Genomic DNA, 15,329 nt, shown 5'->3' on the forward strand with positions numbered 1-15,329 from the left:
GAAAGGTAAAAAGAACGTCATTCCGAGCGAAGCCGAAGAATCTCGCGTGCTGAGGTTGTGGTAGTAATCCAACATCAGTACGCGAGATTCCTCGGCAAGCTCGGAATGACGAGCCGGCTTTTACTTGTGGCGTATCACTTCATCACCCCATCACTTCATCACAACCGAATACCGATGCCGGGGCCGAACAGGAAGAACAAGGACTTTTTGTTCATGAGGTAGCCGCCGCCGAGGTAGAGCGGGAAGGTGAGCTTGGCGTCGGAGCGGGTGGGATACACCGAGCCCAGCACCACAATGCCCAGGTCGCGCTTGATATCGGGGTTTTCGCTCAGGTTGAAGGCGTTCAGCGCCACGAAGCCCGCCCCAATCTTGTAGGGCCGCAGCTTGTTGATTTTGGTGGGGTGGTAGAAGCTGAACTGCGCCAGCGTGGCCAGCGAAATACCCCCAAACGAGGTGAAGCTCGACTCGCCTTTGTATTTGGTGAGCAAACCGCCCGGAAAGCTGATATCGATATCGAACTTCACGCGGCGCTGCAGCACCAGCTCCAGCTTCTGCGTAAAGCCGGCCTCCTGATACTGCGCCTGGTTGTGCCGCACCGTAATGATAATCGTGCTCCAGTCGTCGAGGGCGTAGGTTTTGCGGGCGGAGAGCAGGTTGTTGAGGCTGATATTGCCCACCTGGCACTGCTTGTCCTGATAGAAAGCCGCCCGCACCGAGTTTTCGCCGGGGCACACCACAATATTGTCCACGGTGCGCATCTCAATCAGCTCGCCCTTGGCATTCTGGGTCCGGATATCGAAAATCAGGTACTGCTTGCCGTAGAGCTGCTTGTCGGAGTCGATGCCGGCGGTATTGAAGCTGAACACCACGTCGCTCACTGTCCGGTCGTAGAGCACCGGGCCGTTCAGGCGCGTCACGGGCCGCGGCGACTCCCCGAACGTCACGTTCACGAAGTCGAGCGGGCGCGGCCGCTGAAACTCCCGCACCGCCAGACTCTGGCCCGTGGGCACCCCGGCATTGAAGATGGTGATGCGCCGCTTGTCGATGGTGACGGGCACCTGCACGCGGTACACTACGGCCGCATCGGTCCGGATGCTGGAGTCGGAGGGAATCACCTGCACGTCCTCGAAGTGGAAGCGCGCCCGGGCCAGCGACTCGCCCTCCAGCCGCACATCCAAGGTTTCGCCGGGATTCACGTTGGGGCTGCTGGTCCAGTCGCCGCCGCGGTGCCGCACGCTCACGGCGTTGACGGTGGTTTTGGGCGAGATGTTGAAGTTGGTGATGTACTTGGCCTGGTCGTTCTCCTTGATGTAGAGGTAGCTGTCGGTCTGGCGGTGCGTGTTGTAGACGCGCAGCCAGCACAGCACCCGGTCGTTGGTCAGGTACTGGCGCGTAAACACTTCCGCAATCAGGGCGCCGCCGGCTTCTTCCTGCTCTTCCACCCGGTACGTGCGCTTCAGGTCGAAGGTGCGGCCGTTGTCGAGAATCAGCTCCACACCCCTGCGCCGCGACACCTCATCCAGCGTAATTTCCTTCTTATCGACGCTCAGAAAGCGCAGCCGCGAGGCCTTCACCGTGAATTCCTGCCGGATGGGCGGCAGCGCGTAGCTGATGCGGCGGTTGTTGTCGGTGAGGAACGGCCGCTCGGTCTGGGGCTGCACCGTGAGCAGTCGGTTGCCCAGTGCATTAGGCAGCACATGCAGCCGCAGCCCGCCCTTTTCCTGCGTAATGCGGTAGTCGATGTCGCGGCCCTTGGTCCAGTCGGCGCTGGTGCGGATGTTTTTGGGGTTGTTGCTACTCAGCTCAAACACCTTTTCCTCGCCCACAAACAGCTCCGTGTCGGCGGGGCGCAGCTCCAGGGTGGTGCGCGTCACGGGCAGCAGGTTCACGGTCTGCGTGAGGGCCGCGCCCCCGGCCGAGTCGTTGGCCTGCGTGAAGGTGAGGCGCAGAAACCGCGCCGCCGTCAGCTCCTTGAACTTGATTTTGGCGCGGTAGAACTGCCCGCCCGGCGCGGGCGTCAGCGAGTCGAGCAGCAGGAAGTCGGCGGAGCGTACGAGGCGCAGCGGCCGGCCCGTCCGCCCGTTTCCGGGGTACACTTCCAGCTCGGCGGTTTCGTCTTCCTGGCTGTAGTAGAAATACAGGTTGGGCTCGTTCTGCACCAGCACCGTGTGGCGGCTCAGCTGGTAGCGCATCGTGTCGGTGCGCAGCACCAGCTCACGCAGCAGCGGCCCCTGGCTGCTGTACGACTGAGCCGTGGCGGTAAGTGAAGTCAGCAGAAGCAAGCCCAGCACCACGAGCAGGCTGGGCATGGGCAGGCGAAATCCCGGGTGAAGGCGCACGGGGCAGGCAACGTCAGAAGATGAAACGGCAGAAACCGGCCGCAGCCACAGTTTCCCTAAGCACGCAAAGGTAGGGCGCGCGGCACGGAACCGGGTAAGAAAACTGGTATTTCTGCGGCTGCAAGGCCTGCCGGGCGCGGCAAGCGGCGGCACTCGCTGCTACGTGGCCAGCAGCTCGGCGCACTGGCCGGCAATTTCCAGCTCCTCGTTGGTGGGCACCACCAGCACCTTCACGCGGCTGCCCGCCCGGCTGATTTCGCGGAGGCCGGGCCGACGCTGCTGGTTCTCTGCCTCATCCAGCTCCAGGCCCAGAAACGCCAGGCCCTGGCAGGCTTTCTGGCGCACCAGCGCGTCGTTTTCGCCCACGCCGGCCGTGAAAACCACCGCATCGAGTCCCCCCAGCACGGCCGCATAGGCTCCGATGTATTTGCGGATGCGGTAGGCGTAGAGGTCGTAGGCCAGGCGGGCGCGGGCGTCGCCCTGCTCCAGGGCCTTCGTGATGTCGCGCATATCACTAAGGCCGGTGAGGCCCAGCATGCCGCTTTCCTTGTTGACGAGGTTGCTGATCTGCTCCGTGCTGTAGCCGAGCTGGCCCATCAGGTGAAGCACAACGGACGGGTCCAGGTCGCCGGTGCGGGTGCCCATCACCAGCCCACTCAGCGGCCCGAAGCCCATGCTGGTATCGAGGCAGCGGCCCGCGTGCACGGCGGCGGCGCTGCAGCCGTTGCCCAGGTGCAGAGTAATGAGGCGCGCTTCGGGCCGGCCCAGGTAGGCGGCCGCCTGCCGGGCCACGTACTGGTGGCTGGTGCCATGGAAGCCGTAGACACGCACCCGGTCTTCGGTATACAGCCGCTCGGGCAGGGCGTAGCGGAAGGCAGGCTCGGGCAGCGTCTGGTGGAAGGCCGTGTCGAAAACGGCTACCTGCCGGGCCTGCGGGAAGATGCGCTCCGCCACTTCTATGCCCAGCAGGTTGGCCGGATTGTGCAGCGGCGCCAGGGCAAACAGCCGCCGGATTTCGGCTTTTACTTCGGCGTTTATTTCGGTGGTTGCCGCAAAGGTTTCGCCGCCGTGCACCACGCGGTGCCCCACCACCTCCACCTCGCCCGGGTCGCGCAGCACACCTTGTTCGGCATCGGTCAGCAGGGCCACTACTTCGCGCAGGCCGGCTTCGTGGTCGGGGAGGGCGAGGGTGCGGCGGGTTTCCCGCGGCGCTTCCGCCGCAAACACCTTATGGGTGATGGTGGCGTTGGGGTAGCCGATGCGCTCTACCAGCCCGCTGCACAGCGGCTGCCGGGCCGGCCACCGAAACAGCTGGTACTTGATGGAAGAACTGCCGGAGTTAACAACGAATATGTTCATACCTGCGCCTGCTGGCCTGGAAAAGCCGATGATGGGGTTTCTCGCTGCGGGGGCTGTGCCCTAGGCTTTGCTCGGCAGCATGTTCTTGACCAGGTGCACTACTTTCTCAATCAGGAAGCCCAGAATAAGCCCAAAAATTCCGCAGGCAACGGCCTTCGCCAGCCAGGCCAGGGCGGGCACACTGGCCAGCGCCAGCTCCAAATCGTGCAGCAGGTGGGCCGTGAACGGAATGCCGTGCGCAATAATTTCGGCACCGACCCACAGCATGGCGGCGGTGCCCACGTAGCTCAGAATGTTGAGGAAGTGAGGCATAAACTTCACGATGCCGCGCCCGAATTTCTGGGTAGCCGGACCGTACTTGTCTTTGGCCAGGTGCATGCCAATGTCATCGGCCTTCACAATCAGGCCCACAAAGCCGTACACGGCCACCGTAATAAACACGGCTACGGCCAGCATCACCAGAATCTGGTTTACTATCGGCTGGCCGGTCACCTGACTGTAAGCAATGGCCATGATTTCGGCCGACAGGATGATGTCGGTTCTGACAGCCCCGGCTACGCGCTGCTGCTCCAGCTCCTCGGGTGTAATGGACTGTATTTCCGCGCTTTCAGCTTGCACCTCGGGGTGCTTGCTGAACATGGAGTGCACCTTTTCATACCCTTCAAAGCACAGATAGGCGCCGCCCAGCATTAGAATCGGGGTGATGGCCCACGGCGCGAAATACCCCAGAATCAGGGCCGCCGGACTCAGGATGAGAATCTTGTTGAACAGGGACTTTTTGGCAATCTGGTAGATGATGGACAACTCGCGGGAGGGGTCCAGGCCCACCACGTATTTGGGCGTAACCGCCGTGTCGTCTATCACAATGCCCGACACTTTGCCGGTGGTTTTGGCTACCTGCGCCGGCACGTCGTCCAGGCTGGCCGCGCTGACTTTAACCAAAGCCGAAACGTCATCTAATAAAGCAAAAAGTCCTGATGGCATAGGGTGGGGTGGCTGCTCTGTGTAGTGGTCGGGAAATGGGAAAGGCTTCTCGCTAAATGAGGCCGCAAGCTACAGGAAAGTGCGCCCGCGAGCAGCATTGGCCGGAAGTGGTCGTTTCGGGTGCGGCCCGGCGCTATCCTTGCTGGCTTTGGATGGCCGTGATAATGACGGTGTTGAACACGTCATCCACGGTGCAGCCGCGGCTCAGGTCGTTGACGGGCTTGTTGAGGCCCTGCAGCACCGGCCCGATGGCGAGGGCCCCGGTTTCGCGCTGCACGGCTTTGTAGGTGTTGTTGCCGGTATTGAGGTCGGGGAAAATAAAAACGCTGGCCTGGCCCGCTACTTCCGAGTCAGGCAGCTTCTGGCGGCCCACCAGCGGGTCTACGGCCGCATCATACTGAATCGGGCCTTCCACTTTCAGGTCGGGCCGCAGCTGGCGCACCCGCTCGGTGGCTTGGCGCACCTTTTCCACGTCGGCGCCCGCCCCGGAGGTGCCCGACGAGTAGGACAGCATAGCCACGCGCGGCTCAATGCCGAACGCCTGGCTGGTATCTGCCGAGGAAATGGCTATTTCGGCCAGCTGCTCGGCGGTGGGGTTGGGGTTCACGGCGCAGTCGCCGAACACGGCCACCCGGTCGGGCAGGCACATGAAAAACACCGACGACACCACCGACACGCCGGGCTTGGTTTTGATGAACTGCAGGGCCGGCCGGATGGTGTGCTGGGTGGTGTGCACCGCCCCGGACACCATGCCGTCGGCGTGGCCCTGGTGCACCATCATCGAGCCGAAGTACGACACGTCGCGTAGCAGGTCGCGGGCCATGTCGTGGTTGACGCCCTTGTCTTTGCGCAGCTCATAAAAGGCCTCCACGTAGGCGTCGTAGTGTTCCGAGGCTACCGGATCGATGATGCGCAGGTGGGCAGCCGGCAGGTTGATGCCCAGACGCTTGGCGGCGGCCGCCACGTCGTCGGGGTTGCCCAGGATGGTCAGATCCACAATGTCCTGGTGGAGCAGCAGCGCGGCGGCGCGCAGAATCCGGTCGTCGTTGCCTTCGGGCAGCACAATGTGCCGGCGGGTCTGCCGGGCCCACTGCAGCAGCCGGTACTGAAACATGTGCGGCGTAAGGCCTTCGGGCTGGAAGCTGACCAGCTTTTCCTGCAGCGCCGCCACGTCCACGTAGCGGGTGAAGGTGCTGATAGCCAGCTGGATTTTCTTCGGATTGCCGGGCGTGATGCGCGACCTGATGGCGCCCACGCGGGTGGTGGTTTCAAATGTGCCCGTAGGTACGGCCAGAATAGGCACCACGCCCGGCAGGCCGGCCAGCAGGCGCAGCACGGGCGCTTCGGGCTCCGAACCAGCCGTGAGCACAATGCCCGCCACCCGCGGAAACGTCGCCGACTGATTGGCCTGGAGCGCGCATACGATAATGTCGCCCCGGTCGCCGGGCGTTACAATGAGGACGTTGTCTTTGAGGTAGTTCAGGAAGTTGGGTACCTGCATGGCCCCAATGACGTAGTTATCGACCTGGTTGCTGAGGGCTTCTTCGCCGAACAGCAGCTTGCCACCCAGCTCATCCTGGATTTCCTGCATGGTGGGGTGCAGCAGGTTGGGGTCTTCGGGCACCACGGCCAGCAGCACCTCGGCGGGGAGCTGGGCGCGCAGCAATTCCTGCACGTCGTCGGCCTGGGCGGGCGCTACCCGGTTGGCCACTACCAGCAGCACCGGCACCTCGCGGGCCTCGAAGCTGCGCAGCAGCGTAAGAACCGCGCTGATAAGCTGGGCTGTGCTCTTGCCCTCGCCCGACACGACCAGCAGCACCGGCACGCCCAGGTTCTTGGCCACCGACACATTGGCATCAAACTCCACCGCCGTGCCCGGCCCTACAAAGTCGGTGCCTTCCACCACCGTAAAGTCGTGGGCTTCTTCCAGCGCCTTGAACTTCTGGATGATGACGTCAATCATTTCGCCCTGCCTGCCGGCTTCCAGCAGCCGCAGCGCCTCGGGCCGGGTGTAGGCGTAGGTATCGGCCGGGGCCAGCGGCAGCCCGAAGTGCCGGACCACCGTGTCGAGGTGCGGGTCGGGCTGCTGCTGCGGGTCGGCGGCAATGATGGGCTTGAAGTAGGCGACTTTCCGGGCCTGCCCCAGCAGCAGGTTCACCAGGCCCAGCGAGACTAACGACTTGCCGCTGTAGGGCTCGGCGGTGGCGATGAATACGGCTTTGGTCATGGCCGAAGGTACGTAGGCCTCCGTTGCTACGTTGGCCAGCGCCACCCAACCGGGCCGCAGCAGCCGGCCTGCTTCGGCCCGGTTTTCTGGTTTTTAGCAAGGCTGTGTGCTTAAAGTCAGGGCGTTGTGTGTGTGTGGCAATAGGCCATAAAACGCAAAAAAGCCCACCCGGCAACCGGGTGGGCTTTTCTGGTAGGAGGCAGCGGTTAGTTGCCCAGCTTGGCCTTCAGGTTGGTGTCCAGCGCTTCCAGGAACTCCTCGGTGTAGAGGTAGTCGCGGCCGTGCTCCACTTTGTTGCCGTGGATGCAAACGGCCAGGTCCTTGGTCATTTTGCCGCTTTCCACGGTTTCAATGCACACCTGCTCCAGCTTGTGGCAGAAGTCAATCAGCTCCTGGTTGCCGTCGAGCTTGCCACGGAACTCCAGCCCGCGCGTCCAGGCGAAGATGCTGGCAATGGGGTTAGTGGAGGTCGGCTTGCCTTTCTGATGGTCGCGGTAGTGGCGCGTTACGGTGCCGTGGGCCGCTTCGGCTTCCATGGTGCCGCCGTCGGGCGTTACCAGCGTGGAAGTCATCAGACCCAGCGAGCCGAAGCCCTGGGCCACGGTGTCGCTCTGCACGTCGCCGTCGTAGTTTTTGCAGGCCCACACGAAGTTGCCGTTCCATTTCAGCGCCGAGGCCACCATGTCGTCGATCAGACGGTGCTCGTAGGTGATGCCGGCCGCCTGGAACTTGGCCAGGTAGTCCTGCTCGTAAATCTCCTGGAAGATGTCCTTGAAGCGGCCATCGTACTTTTTCAGGATGGTGTTTTTGGTGCTCAGGTACAGCGGCCAGCCTTTCATCAGGGCCTGGTTGAAACAGGCATGCGCAAACCCGCGAATCGACTCGTCGGTGTTGTACATGGCCAGCGCTACCCCGTCGCTCTTGAAGTTGTAGACCTCAAACGACTGCTCTTCGCCGCCGTCTTCGGGCGTGAAGGTGATGGTGAGCTTGCCTTTGCCTTTGGTCACGAAGTCGGTGGCGCGGTACTGGTCGCCGAAGGCGTGGCGGCCGATGCAGATCGGGGCCGTCCAGTTCGGTACGAGACGCGGCACGTTGCTCATCACGATAGGCTCGCGGAATACGGTGCCGTCCAGAATGTTGCGGATAGTGCCGTTCGGCGACTTCCACATCTGCTTCAGGTTGAACTCTTTCACGCGCTCCTCGTCGGGCGTGATGGTGGCGCACTTGATGCCCACGCCGTACTGCTTGATGGCGTTGGCGGCATCAATGGTTACCTGGTCGTTGGTTTCGTCGCGGTACTCGATGCCCAGGTCGTAGTACTTGATATCCAGCTCCAGATAGGGCGTAATCAGCTTGTCCTTGATGAATTTCCAGATGATGCGCGTCATTTCGTCGCCATCGAGTTCTACTACCGGGTTTGCTACTTTAATCTTGGTCATTGCTTCCGAGACAGGTGGTAAATGGGTCAAGCGCAGTGGCTGCGTGCCCCAATATTACGAGTTCCGGCGCGTCTTGCCTGAAAGAAGGCGGCAGTTGGCCGCGAAAAGAAGCTACGGCGGAGCTGGAATTCTGCCCGAAACAAAGCAGCTTCCCGCTGAAGCAGAAGCCATTCCGCCCGCATGTGCTCGTGCTTTCGATTGCCGGCGGCAGTTTTGCAGCGGTTGCCAGCCTGCCCGGTGCGGGGCAAGGCACCGCGGCTCCCGGCCGGCTCGGGCACTGGCAGATTCAATGAGTATTTACTGCTGCTTCCTGGGGCAGAGCCGGAAAACAAAACACCCGCTCTGAGCTGAATCAGAGCGGGTGCTGTTGTAGTCCGTAGGGGAATCGAACCCCTGTTGGTAGAATGAAAATCTACTGTCCTAACCCCTAGACGAACGGACCATGATAAACGGCGTTTTCCGTTTTGGTGATGCAAAGATAAGCCGCTAAAAAGTTACCCTGCAAGTCCCAGGCAATGATTTAGTGGTTTTTTTGCCGATGCTGGTCCCACCACACGTAGCCCCCGAACAGCAGCAGGCTGCCGCCCGTCACCCATAGCAGGCCGGTTTTCAGGCGGTTGCTTTCCTCGCCCAGGTAGGCCAGCAGCGCAATCAGGGGCACGACGCCGGCCACGGTGGCCGCCATAAATTTCCAGTAGCCCATGCGCGCCACCCCAGCCACAAAGCTGATGGCGTCGTCGGAGAGGGCCGGGGAGAGGCGCGCAATAACCACGGCCCACACGCCGTAGCGCTCCACGATGCCGAGCACTTTCTGCTCGGTTTTCTTGCCCAGCAGGCGCTCCACAAACGAATCGTCCAGGAGCCGGCCCAGGCCATAGCCCACCGACGACGCCAGCACGATGCCGCCCAGCGCCAGCAATGAGCCCCACCACGGCCCATAGGCCAGAATAGCCACCAGAATCAGGGCCACCACGTTCACCACGAACAAGAACATCTGCACCACCATCAGCAGCACCAGCACCACCGGGCCCCAGTTGCCGAACTGCGCCATCCAGGCCGAAATGCGGGCCTGCTCGCCGCTTTTCAGGGCCGTAAAGGCCTCCTGCACCTGCTGCTGAAACGCGGGCCAGAGGAAATAAGCGGCTACCAGCGCCGCCACAAACGTGAGCGACAGGTACAGCGGCAGGCGAGAAGAACGGCGGGGCGAAGCGGTGGCAGTAGCGGGCATAGGGGGTGGTAAAGGAACAGCGAGGCGCCCGGGGCGCCTCCTTCCTACGAAGCCCGGCCGGTGAAGGCTGCGGCAACCCCGGCCGCGCTGTTGGGGTACTAGGGGAGGGCCGGCGGATTTCTGCCCGCTCCTTCATCATTCTTCCTCCCTCGCATGATCAAGCATACCTACGACATGGGCCTGATTGGCAACTGCGCCTATCTGGCCCTTATTCGCAAGGATACCTCCGTGGCCTGGCTCTGCTGGCCCCGCTTCGACAGCAGCTTCGTATTCGGCGACCTGCTCGATGAGCAGAAGGGCGGCGAGTTCAGCATCCGGCCCGCCGCGCCCACGCCCTTTCACAGCCACCAGTACTACCAGCAGAACACCAACGTGCTCTGCACCGAAATCGAGAACGAGGACGGCCGCTACCGCGTCACGGACTTTGCGCCGCGCTTCCCGCAGTATGAGCGCTACTACAAGCCCCTGATGCTGATCCGGAAGCTGGAACCGCTGGCCGGCACGCCGCGCGTGCGGGTGGCCTGCAACCCTGTGGGTGACTACGGCCAGACCCGCCTGAGCCGCCGCCGCAGCTCCAACCACATTGCCTACCTCGGCCTCGATGAGGAAATCCGCCTCACCACCGACATCCCGCTGACCTACGTGCTGGAAGGCGAAGACTTCGTGCTCAACGAAACCAAATACCTCGTGCTCACCTACGGCGCCCCCCTGGAAGCGGCCCTGGCCAGCACCGCCGAACGGTTTCTGCTCGGTACCGTAGACTACTGGCGCCAGTGGGTGAAGAGCACCAGCATCAGCAACTTCCATCAGGAGGCCGTTATCCGGTCGGCGCTGGCCCTAAAGATGCACCAGTACGAAGACACCGGGGCCATTATTGCGGCCAGCACCACCAGCCTGCCCGAAGCCCCCGGCAGCACCCGCAACTGGGACTACCGCTACTGCTGGATGCGCGACACGTTCTACACGCTCACGGCCTTCAACAACATCGGGCACTTCGAGGAGATGGAGCGGTACTTCCACTACATCGCCAACATCTCCACCAAGGTCAAGGACAAGTACCAGCCGCTCTACGGCATCAGCGGGGCCTCGGAGCTGACGGAGCGCGAGCTGCCGCTGGCCGGCTACCTCGGCAACCAGCCCGTGCGCATCGGCAACGACGCCTACACCCACATCCAGAACGACGTGTACGGCCAGATTCTGGTAGCCCTGCTGCCGCTCTACGTCGATTGCCGCTTCGTGAACCCCGAGCGCGCCAGCCCCGAAAAGCTGGTGTACGAAACGCTGCACATGATTGAGAAAACCATGGACCAGCCCGACGCCGGCCTCTGGGAGTTCCGCCACATTGCGCAGTACCACTGCTACACCTACCTGTTTCACTGGGCCGGCAGCCACGCCGCCCGCAAGGTGGCGCACTCGCTCGGCGACACCGACATGGAAGCCCTGGCCACCCGCCTCATGCAGGAAGCCGAGCACCGGATTGAGCAGTGCTTCAGCGAAGAGCACCAGGCCTACGCCAACGCCATCGGCTCGCCCCACCTCGATGCCAGCACCCTGCAGCTCATCATGATGGGCTACCTCGACCCCAACTCCGCGCGGGCGCACCGCCACCTGGAGGCCCTGGAAAAGGAGCTGATGACGCCCGAAGGCCTGTTTTACCGCTACCGCCACCCCGACGACTTCGGCACGCCCGAAACCACCTTCCTCATCTGCTCCTTCTGGTACGTCGAGACGCTGGCCTGCGTCGGGCGGCTCGAAGATGCCGTGCGGGAGTTCGAGAAGCTGCTTTCCTATACCAACCACCTGGGCCTGCTTTCCGAGGACGTGGACGCCCGCACCGGCTCGCAGTGGGGCAACTTCCCGCAGGCCTACAGCCACGTGGGCCTCGTCAACGCGGCCTACCGCATCGCCAAGAAGCTCGACCGCCCCACCTTCGTGTAGCTGCGGGAAAAGCCCGGGTCTTGTTTTTGTCTTAAAAAATTCTGACTGAACCTGGTAAAGTCCTATCCATGTCCCAAAAATGGACGCGCTGACGTAGCAAAAGCCCGCGCCGACGTGGCAAACCCTCGCGCCAGGCTGGCAAAAGCAACTGCTGGCCTGGCAAGAGCCCGCGCTGACGTGGCAAGGGCACCTGCCAGGCTGGCAAGAGCCCGCGCCGTGGTGGCAACTGCTCGCGCCAGGGTTTGGAACGGGCGCGCTGGCCCGGAGAAGTGGGGCTTAGTCGGCGTCGGCGGCGCGCAGGTGCACGCGGTTCAGCTCGGCTTTGTGCTGGCGCCAGTCAGGCATAAACTGGTCCATCAGGCCCCAGAACCGTGCGTTGTGGTACCGCTCGTGCAGGTGGGTCAGCTCGTGCACCACCACATATTCGAGGCAGGGCAGGGGGCGCTTGATGAGTTCCAGGTTCAGCCAGATGCGGCGCGCCTGAATGTTGCAGGTGCCCCAGCGGGTTTTCATCTGCCGTATGGCCCAGGTGCGGGCCTGCGCGCCCACCACCGGCTCCCAGCGGGCGGCCAGCCGGGGCAGCTGCTCGCGCAGGCGCTGCCGGTACCAGGCCGCCAGCGCCTGCTCCCGTTGGGCCGGCGTGCTGTCCTCGCGGATATAGAGGTGGAGGTGCGGCTCCTGCAGCGCCACCCGCGCCGGGCCGGCCGTGGCGTGCACCTGCAGCTCGTAGGTCTGGCCCTGATAGGGGTGCAGCTCGCCCGACTCGTACTGCAGCCGGGCCGGCAGCTCGCGGGCCGCAAACGTGGCCTGGTGTTTCCGGATCCAGGCGCGGCGGGCCGTCACCAGCTCCCGCACCGTTTCATCCGGAGTGCGCAGCGGCACCGACACGCGCACCCGGCCATCGGGCATGTGCACGCTCAGGCGCAGCGTGCGGATGTTCTTGCGCACGACTTCCACCAGCAGGTCGTCGATGAGAAGGTGGGGCATGTGGTGGATGAGTGAATGAGTGGATGAGTGGGGTGCGCAAAGGTACTGTCATCCTGAACGCAGTGAAGGACCTTATCCCGCATGAACAGAATCGTTCTGGCGTAATAAGGTCCTTCACTGCGTTCAGGATGACAGACGAAATTCACTCACCCACTCATCCACTCATTCACTCATCCACTCCGGCTACAGCAGCTGCCGCAGCAGGTGGCGCACGTCGGTGGTGGAGGCCACGTGGAAGCGGGCCAGCGAGCGGGAATCGGTGCCGACTTTGATGGTATAGGCCTCGGGCGGCATGGCCCGGAAGGTATCCTCGTCGGTGCGGTCGTCGCCGATGGCCAGCGTGAACTGCGGCTGGTAGGTGGCCAGCCAGCGGGCCGCGGCCGTGCCCTTGTTGATGCCCGCCGTCTTGATTTCGATGACCTTGTTGCCTTCCATCACCTGCAAATCGGAATTGGAGGTCATGAAGGTGAGGTGGTTGAGCAGGTCGCGGGCCCGCACGGCGCCCAGCTCCACGTCGGCGCGGCGGTAGTGCCACACCAGCGAGTACTCCTTGTCTTCAATGAACGAACCCGCCGTGCGCGCCACGTACAGCTCCAGAATCGGGCGGATTTCGCGTTTCCACTCGTTGTTGAGGGTCTGGAACATCTGCCATTCCTCACCGGCGGCCCGCAGCCATACGCCGTGCTCGGCAATAAAATCGACGGGCAGATGGCCCAGCCAGGCTTCCAGCGTCGTCCGGTCGCGGCCACTGATAATGACCACGCGGTTTTTGGGGTTGTCGGTGAGGGCGCGCAGCAGCAGCAGCAGCTCCTGGTCGGGCTGGGCGCGCTGCGGGTCGGCATGGAACGGCGCCAGCGTACCGTCATAATCGAGCAGCAGCAGGCGCTGGTCGGCCGCGTGATATTCGCCGAGCAGGGCTGCCGTGGTGCCGGGCGTGAGCTTTTCGGTGGCCATCGTATGCTGCTTCATCTTGCTGTACTCGAGGCGCGCCATAAACAGCTTGGTCCAGGCAAACACGTTGTACTGGCGCACCAGCGTCTGCATGGAGCCCATGCGCTGCACCTGTTCTTCCTCGGGCATTACCAGGGCGTCGTGCATGGCTTCGGCCAGCTGCCCGGTGTCGGTGGGGTTGATGATGAGGGCATCGGACAGCTCCCGGGCCGCGCCGGCCCGCTCGCTCAGAATCAGCACGCCCTTTTTGTCGGCCTTGCTGGCAATAAATTCCTTGGCTACCAGGTTCATGCCGTCGCGCATGGGCGTCACGAGGGCTACTTCGGCCAGGCGGTAGAGCGAGGCCAACTCTTCCAGCGGGAACGAGCGGTAGAAATAGTGAATGGGGTTCCAGGTGATGGTGCGGTACTGCGCGTTGATGCGGCCCACCAGCTCGTCAATTTCCTCTTTCAGGGAAGCGTACTGGGCCACCTGGTCGCGGGAGGGCACCACCACCATAATCAGGCTCACCTGCTCGCGCCACTCGGGGTAGCGCTGCAGCAGCACCTCGAAGGCCCGCAGCCGCTGGGCAATGCCCTTGGAGTAGTCGAGCCGGTCGATGGACAGAATCACGCGCACGTCGCGCAGGGCCTCGCGGTAGGTGGCCTCGTGCATCTTGGCTTCGTTGGAGGCGGCAGCCCGCACGTAGTGCTTGTAGTCGATGCCCATCGGGAAGGCATCGACCAGCACCATACGGTCGGGCACTTCAATCTGCCCGTTCTGCGACGACAATCCCAGCAGCTGCTGCACCGCGCTCAGGAAGTGCCGCATGTAGCCGAAGGTGTGGAAGCCAATCAGGTCGGCGCCGAGCATGCCGCGCAGCAGCTCCGCGCGCCACGGCAGCACCCGGATCAGCTCGTAGGAAGGGAAGGGGATATGCAGGAAGAAGCCGATGGTGGCATCGGGCCGCTCACGCCGCAGCATCTCGGGCAGCAGCAGCAGCTGGTAGTCGTGCACCCAGATGGTGTCTTCGGGGCCGGCCTGGGCCAGCACGGCCCGGCAGAATTTCTCGTTCACGGCCACGTAGGCATCCCAGTGCTCCTGCTCGTAGGTGGCGTACTGCGTGAAGTAGTGAAAAGTAGGCCACAGCGTGGAGTTGCTGAAGCCCTCATAAAAGTCGCGGATTTCGGCCTCGGTCAGAAACACGGGCACCATGCTGTCGTGGCGCAGCTGCCCGCGCACGTATTCCTCTTCGGCCGCGTCTTCCACAAACAGTCCCGGCCAGCCCACCCACACGTTGCCATCCTGCTGATAGATAGAGCCCAGCCCGGTAGCCAGCCCGCCTTCGCTGGGCTGAAACGTGAGGCTTTCTTCTGTGCGCTGGATTTTGGTAGGGAGGCGGTTCGAGACGATAATGGTTCGGGACATGCGTAGGATCGGATGGTGAATCCTATGCTCTTACGGGAGAAAGCAGCCCACAGGCATTATTTTGTTCCGTCTCTTTTTGCTAACGCGCTGCCGGGGGCGGGCCGGATAGGGCCGCCATCGGGCAGGCACATGCAGGTTTTAAGCCGCCGGCCGGCCTCAGAGGGCCGGAAAACAAAACACCCGCTCTGAGTTGAATCAGAGCGGGTGCTGTTGTAGTCCGTAGGGGAATCGAACCCCTGTTGGTAGAATGAAAATCTACTGTCCTAACCCCTAGACGAACGGACCATGACAAACGGCGTTTTCCGTTTTGGTGGTGCAAAGATAGAAGCCGCTGCGCAACGGGCAAGTGCTGTTGTGTAAAATTTTCACTTCGGCTACGGAAATAGCCTGATTGTCAGGCTGAAATTTTTTCAAATCGGCTGGCACCGCCGCTACATGGGTCCCGATTTGGCGAAGTACCCGGAGCCCGC

At 62.8% G+C, this 15,329-nt stretch carries 9 protein-coding genes and 2 tRNA genes; 1 reads left to right on the forward strand and 10 read right to left on the reverse strand.

Going from position 1 to position 15,329, the window contains the following annotated elements:
- Positions 1–158: 158 nt before the first annotated feature.
- The 7 genes from BUE15_RS06525 to BUE15_RS06560 all read right to left on the reverse strand — a co-directional run bounded on the left by BUE15_RS06525 (position 159) and on the right by BUE15_RS06560 (position 9,576).
- Positions 159–2,309, reverse strand: a complete 2,151-nt coding sequence (locus tag BUE15_RS06525) for a hypothetical protein (RefSeq protein WP_073282330.1) — start codon at positions 2,307–2,309, stop codon at positions 159–161.
- Between the two features lie 189 nt (positions 2,310–2,498).
- Complete coding sequence (locus BUE15_RS06530) at positions 2,499–3,698, reverse strand: acetate/propionate family kinase (RefSeq protein WP_073282332.1); 1,200 nt, start codon at positions 3,696–3,698, stop codon at positions 2,499–2,501.
- A gap of 60 nt (positions 3,699–3,758) precedes the next feature.
- On the reverse strand, positions 3,759–4,682 hold the full coding sequence (locus BUE15_RS06535; protein ID WP_073282334.1) for a DUF808 domain-containing protein: 924 nt from the start codon (positions 4,680–4,682) through the stop codon (positions 3,759–3,761).
- A gap of 133 nt (positions 4,683–4,815) precedes the next feature.
- Positions 4,816–6,909, reverse strand: coding sequence for a phosphate acetyltransferase (gene pta / locus BUE15_RS06540; RefSeq protein WP_073282613.1), 2,094 nt, complete (start codon positions 6,907–6,909; stop codon positions 4,816–4,818).
- A 206-nt stretch (positions 6,910–7,115) separates the two neighbouring features.
- The gene (locus BUE15_RS06545) at positions 7,116–8,348 is read right to left on the reverse strand and encodes an NADP-dependent isocitrate dehydrogenase (RefSeq protein WP_073282336.1); all 1,233 of its coding nucleotides are present in this window, start codon (positions 8,346–8,348) and stop codon (positions 7,116–7,118) included.
- A gap of 370 nt (positions 8,349–8,718) precedes the next feature.
- Positions 8,719–8,790: transfer RNA gene (locus BUE15_RS06555), tRNA-Glu, on the reverse strand.
- A 78-nt stretch (positions 8,791–8,868) separates the two neighbouring features.
- Positions 8,869–9,576, reverse strand: a complete 708-nt coding sequence (locus BUE15_RS06560; RefSeq protein WP_073282340.1) for a TVP38/TMEM64 family protein — start codon at positions 9,574–9,576, stop codon at positions 8,869–8,871.
- A gap of 153 nt (positions 9,577–9,729) precedes the next feature.
- Here BUE15_RS06560 and BUE15_RS06565 point away from each other — a divergent pair, with 153 nt between their 5' ends.
- A complete protein-coding gene (locus BUE15_RS06565; protein WP_073282342.1) occupies positions 9,730–11,514 on the forward strand; it encodes a glycoside hydrolase family 15 protein in 1,785 nt (594 codons plus the stop codon).
- 276 nt (positions 11,515–11,790) lie between these two features.
- On the opposite strand, the gene BUE15_RS06570 is transcribed toward BUE15_RS06565, so the two are convergent.
- The 3 genes from BUE15_RS06570 to BUE15_RS06580 all read right to left on the reverse strand — a co-directional run bounded on the left by BUE15_RS06570 (position 11,791) and on the right by BUE15_RS06580 (position 15,144).
- Positions 11,791–12,501, reverse strand: a complete 711-nt coding sequence (locus BUE15_RS06570; protein WP_073282344.1) for a M48 family metallopeptidase — start codon at positions 12,499–12,501, stop codon at positions 11,791–11,793.
- Positions 12,502–12,684: 183 nt separating this feature from the next.
- The gene (locus BUE15_RS06575; RefSeq protein WP_073282346.1) at positions 12,685–14,859 is read right to left on the reverse strand and encodes a bifunctional alpha,alpha-trehalose-phosphate synthase (UDP-forming)/trehalose-phosphatase; all 2,175 of its coding nucleotides are present in this window, start codon (positions 14,857–14,859) and stop codon (positions 12,685–12,687) included.
- A gap of 213 nt (positions 14,860–15,072) precedes the next feature.
- Positions 15,073–15,144: transfer RNA gene (locus BUE15_RS06580), tRNA-Glu, on the reverse strand.
- Positions 15,145–15,329: the final 185 nt, after the last annotated feature.

It is taken from the genome of Hymenobacter psychrotolerans DSM 18569, from assembly GCF_900142395.1.
Lineage (GTDB): Bacteria > Bacteroidota > Bacteroidia > Cytophagales > Hymenobacteraceae > Hymenobacter > Hymenobacter psychrotolerans.

What these genes read in the sequence shown, in the direction of transcription:
- BUE15_RS06525 (WP_073282330.1), bottom strand. Translation starts at nt 2,309, where the DNA reads ATGCCCAGCCTGCTCGTGGTGCTGGGCTTGCTTCTGCTGACTTCACTT.
- BUE15_RS06530 (WP_073282332.1), bottom strand. Translation starts at nt 3,698, where the DNA reads ATGAACATATTCGTTGTTAACTCCGGCAGTTCTTCCATCAAGTACCAG.
- BUE15_RS06535 (WP_073282334.1), bottom strand. Translation starts at nt 4,682, where the DNA reads ATGCCATCAGGACTTTTTGCTTTATTAGATGACGTTTCGGCTTTGGTT.
- pta (WP_073282613.1), bottom strand. Translation starts at nt 6,909, where the DNA reads ATGACCAAAGCCGTATTCATCGCCACCGCCGAGCCCTACAGCGGCAAG.
- BUE15_RS06545 (WP_073282336.1), bottom strand. Translation starts at nt 8,348, where the DNA reads ATGACCAAGATTAAAGTAGCAAACCCGGTAGTAGAACTCGATGGCGAC.
- BUE15_RS06560 (WP_073282340.1), bottom strand. Translation starts at nt 9,576, where the DNA reads ATGCCCGCTACTGCCACCGCTTCGCCCCGCCGTTCTTCTCGCCTGCCG.
- BUE15_RS06565 (WP_073282342.1), top strand. Translation starts at nt 9,730, where the DNA reads ATGATCAAGCATACCTACGACATGGGCCTGATTGGCAACTGCGCCTAT.
- BUE15_RS06570 (WP_073282344.1), bottom strand. Translation starts at nt 12,501, where the DNA reads ATGCCCCACCTTCTCATCGACGACCTGCTGGTGGAAGTCGTGCGCAAG.
- BUE15_RS06575 (WP_073282346.1), bottom strand. Translation starts at nt 14,859, where the DNA reads ATGTCCCGAACCATTATCGTCTCGAACCGCCTCCCTACCAAAATCCAG.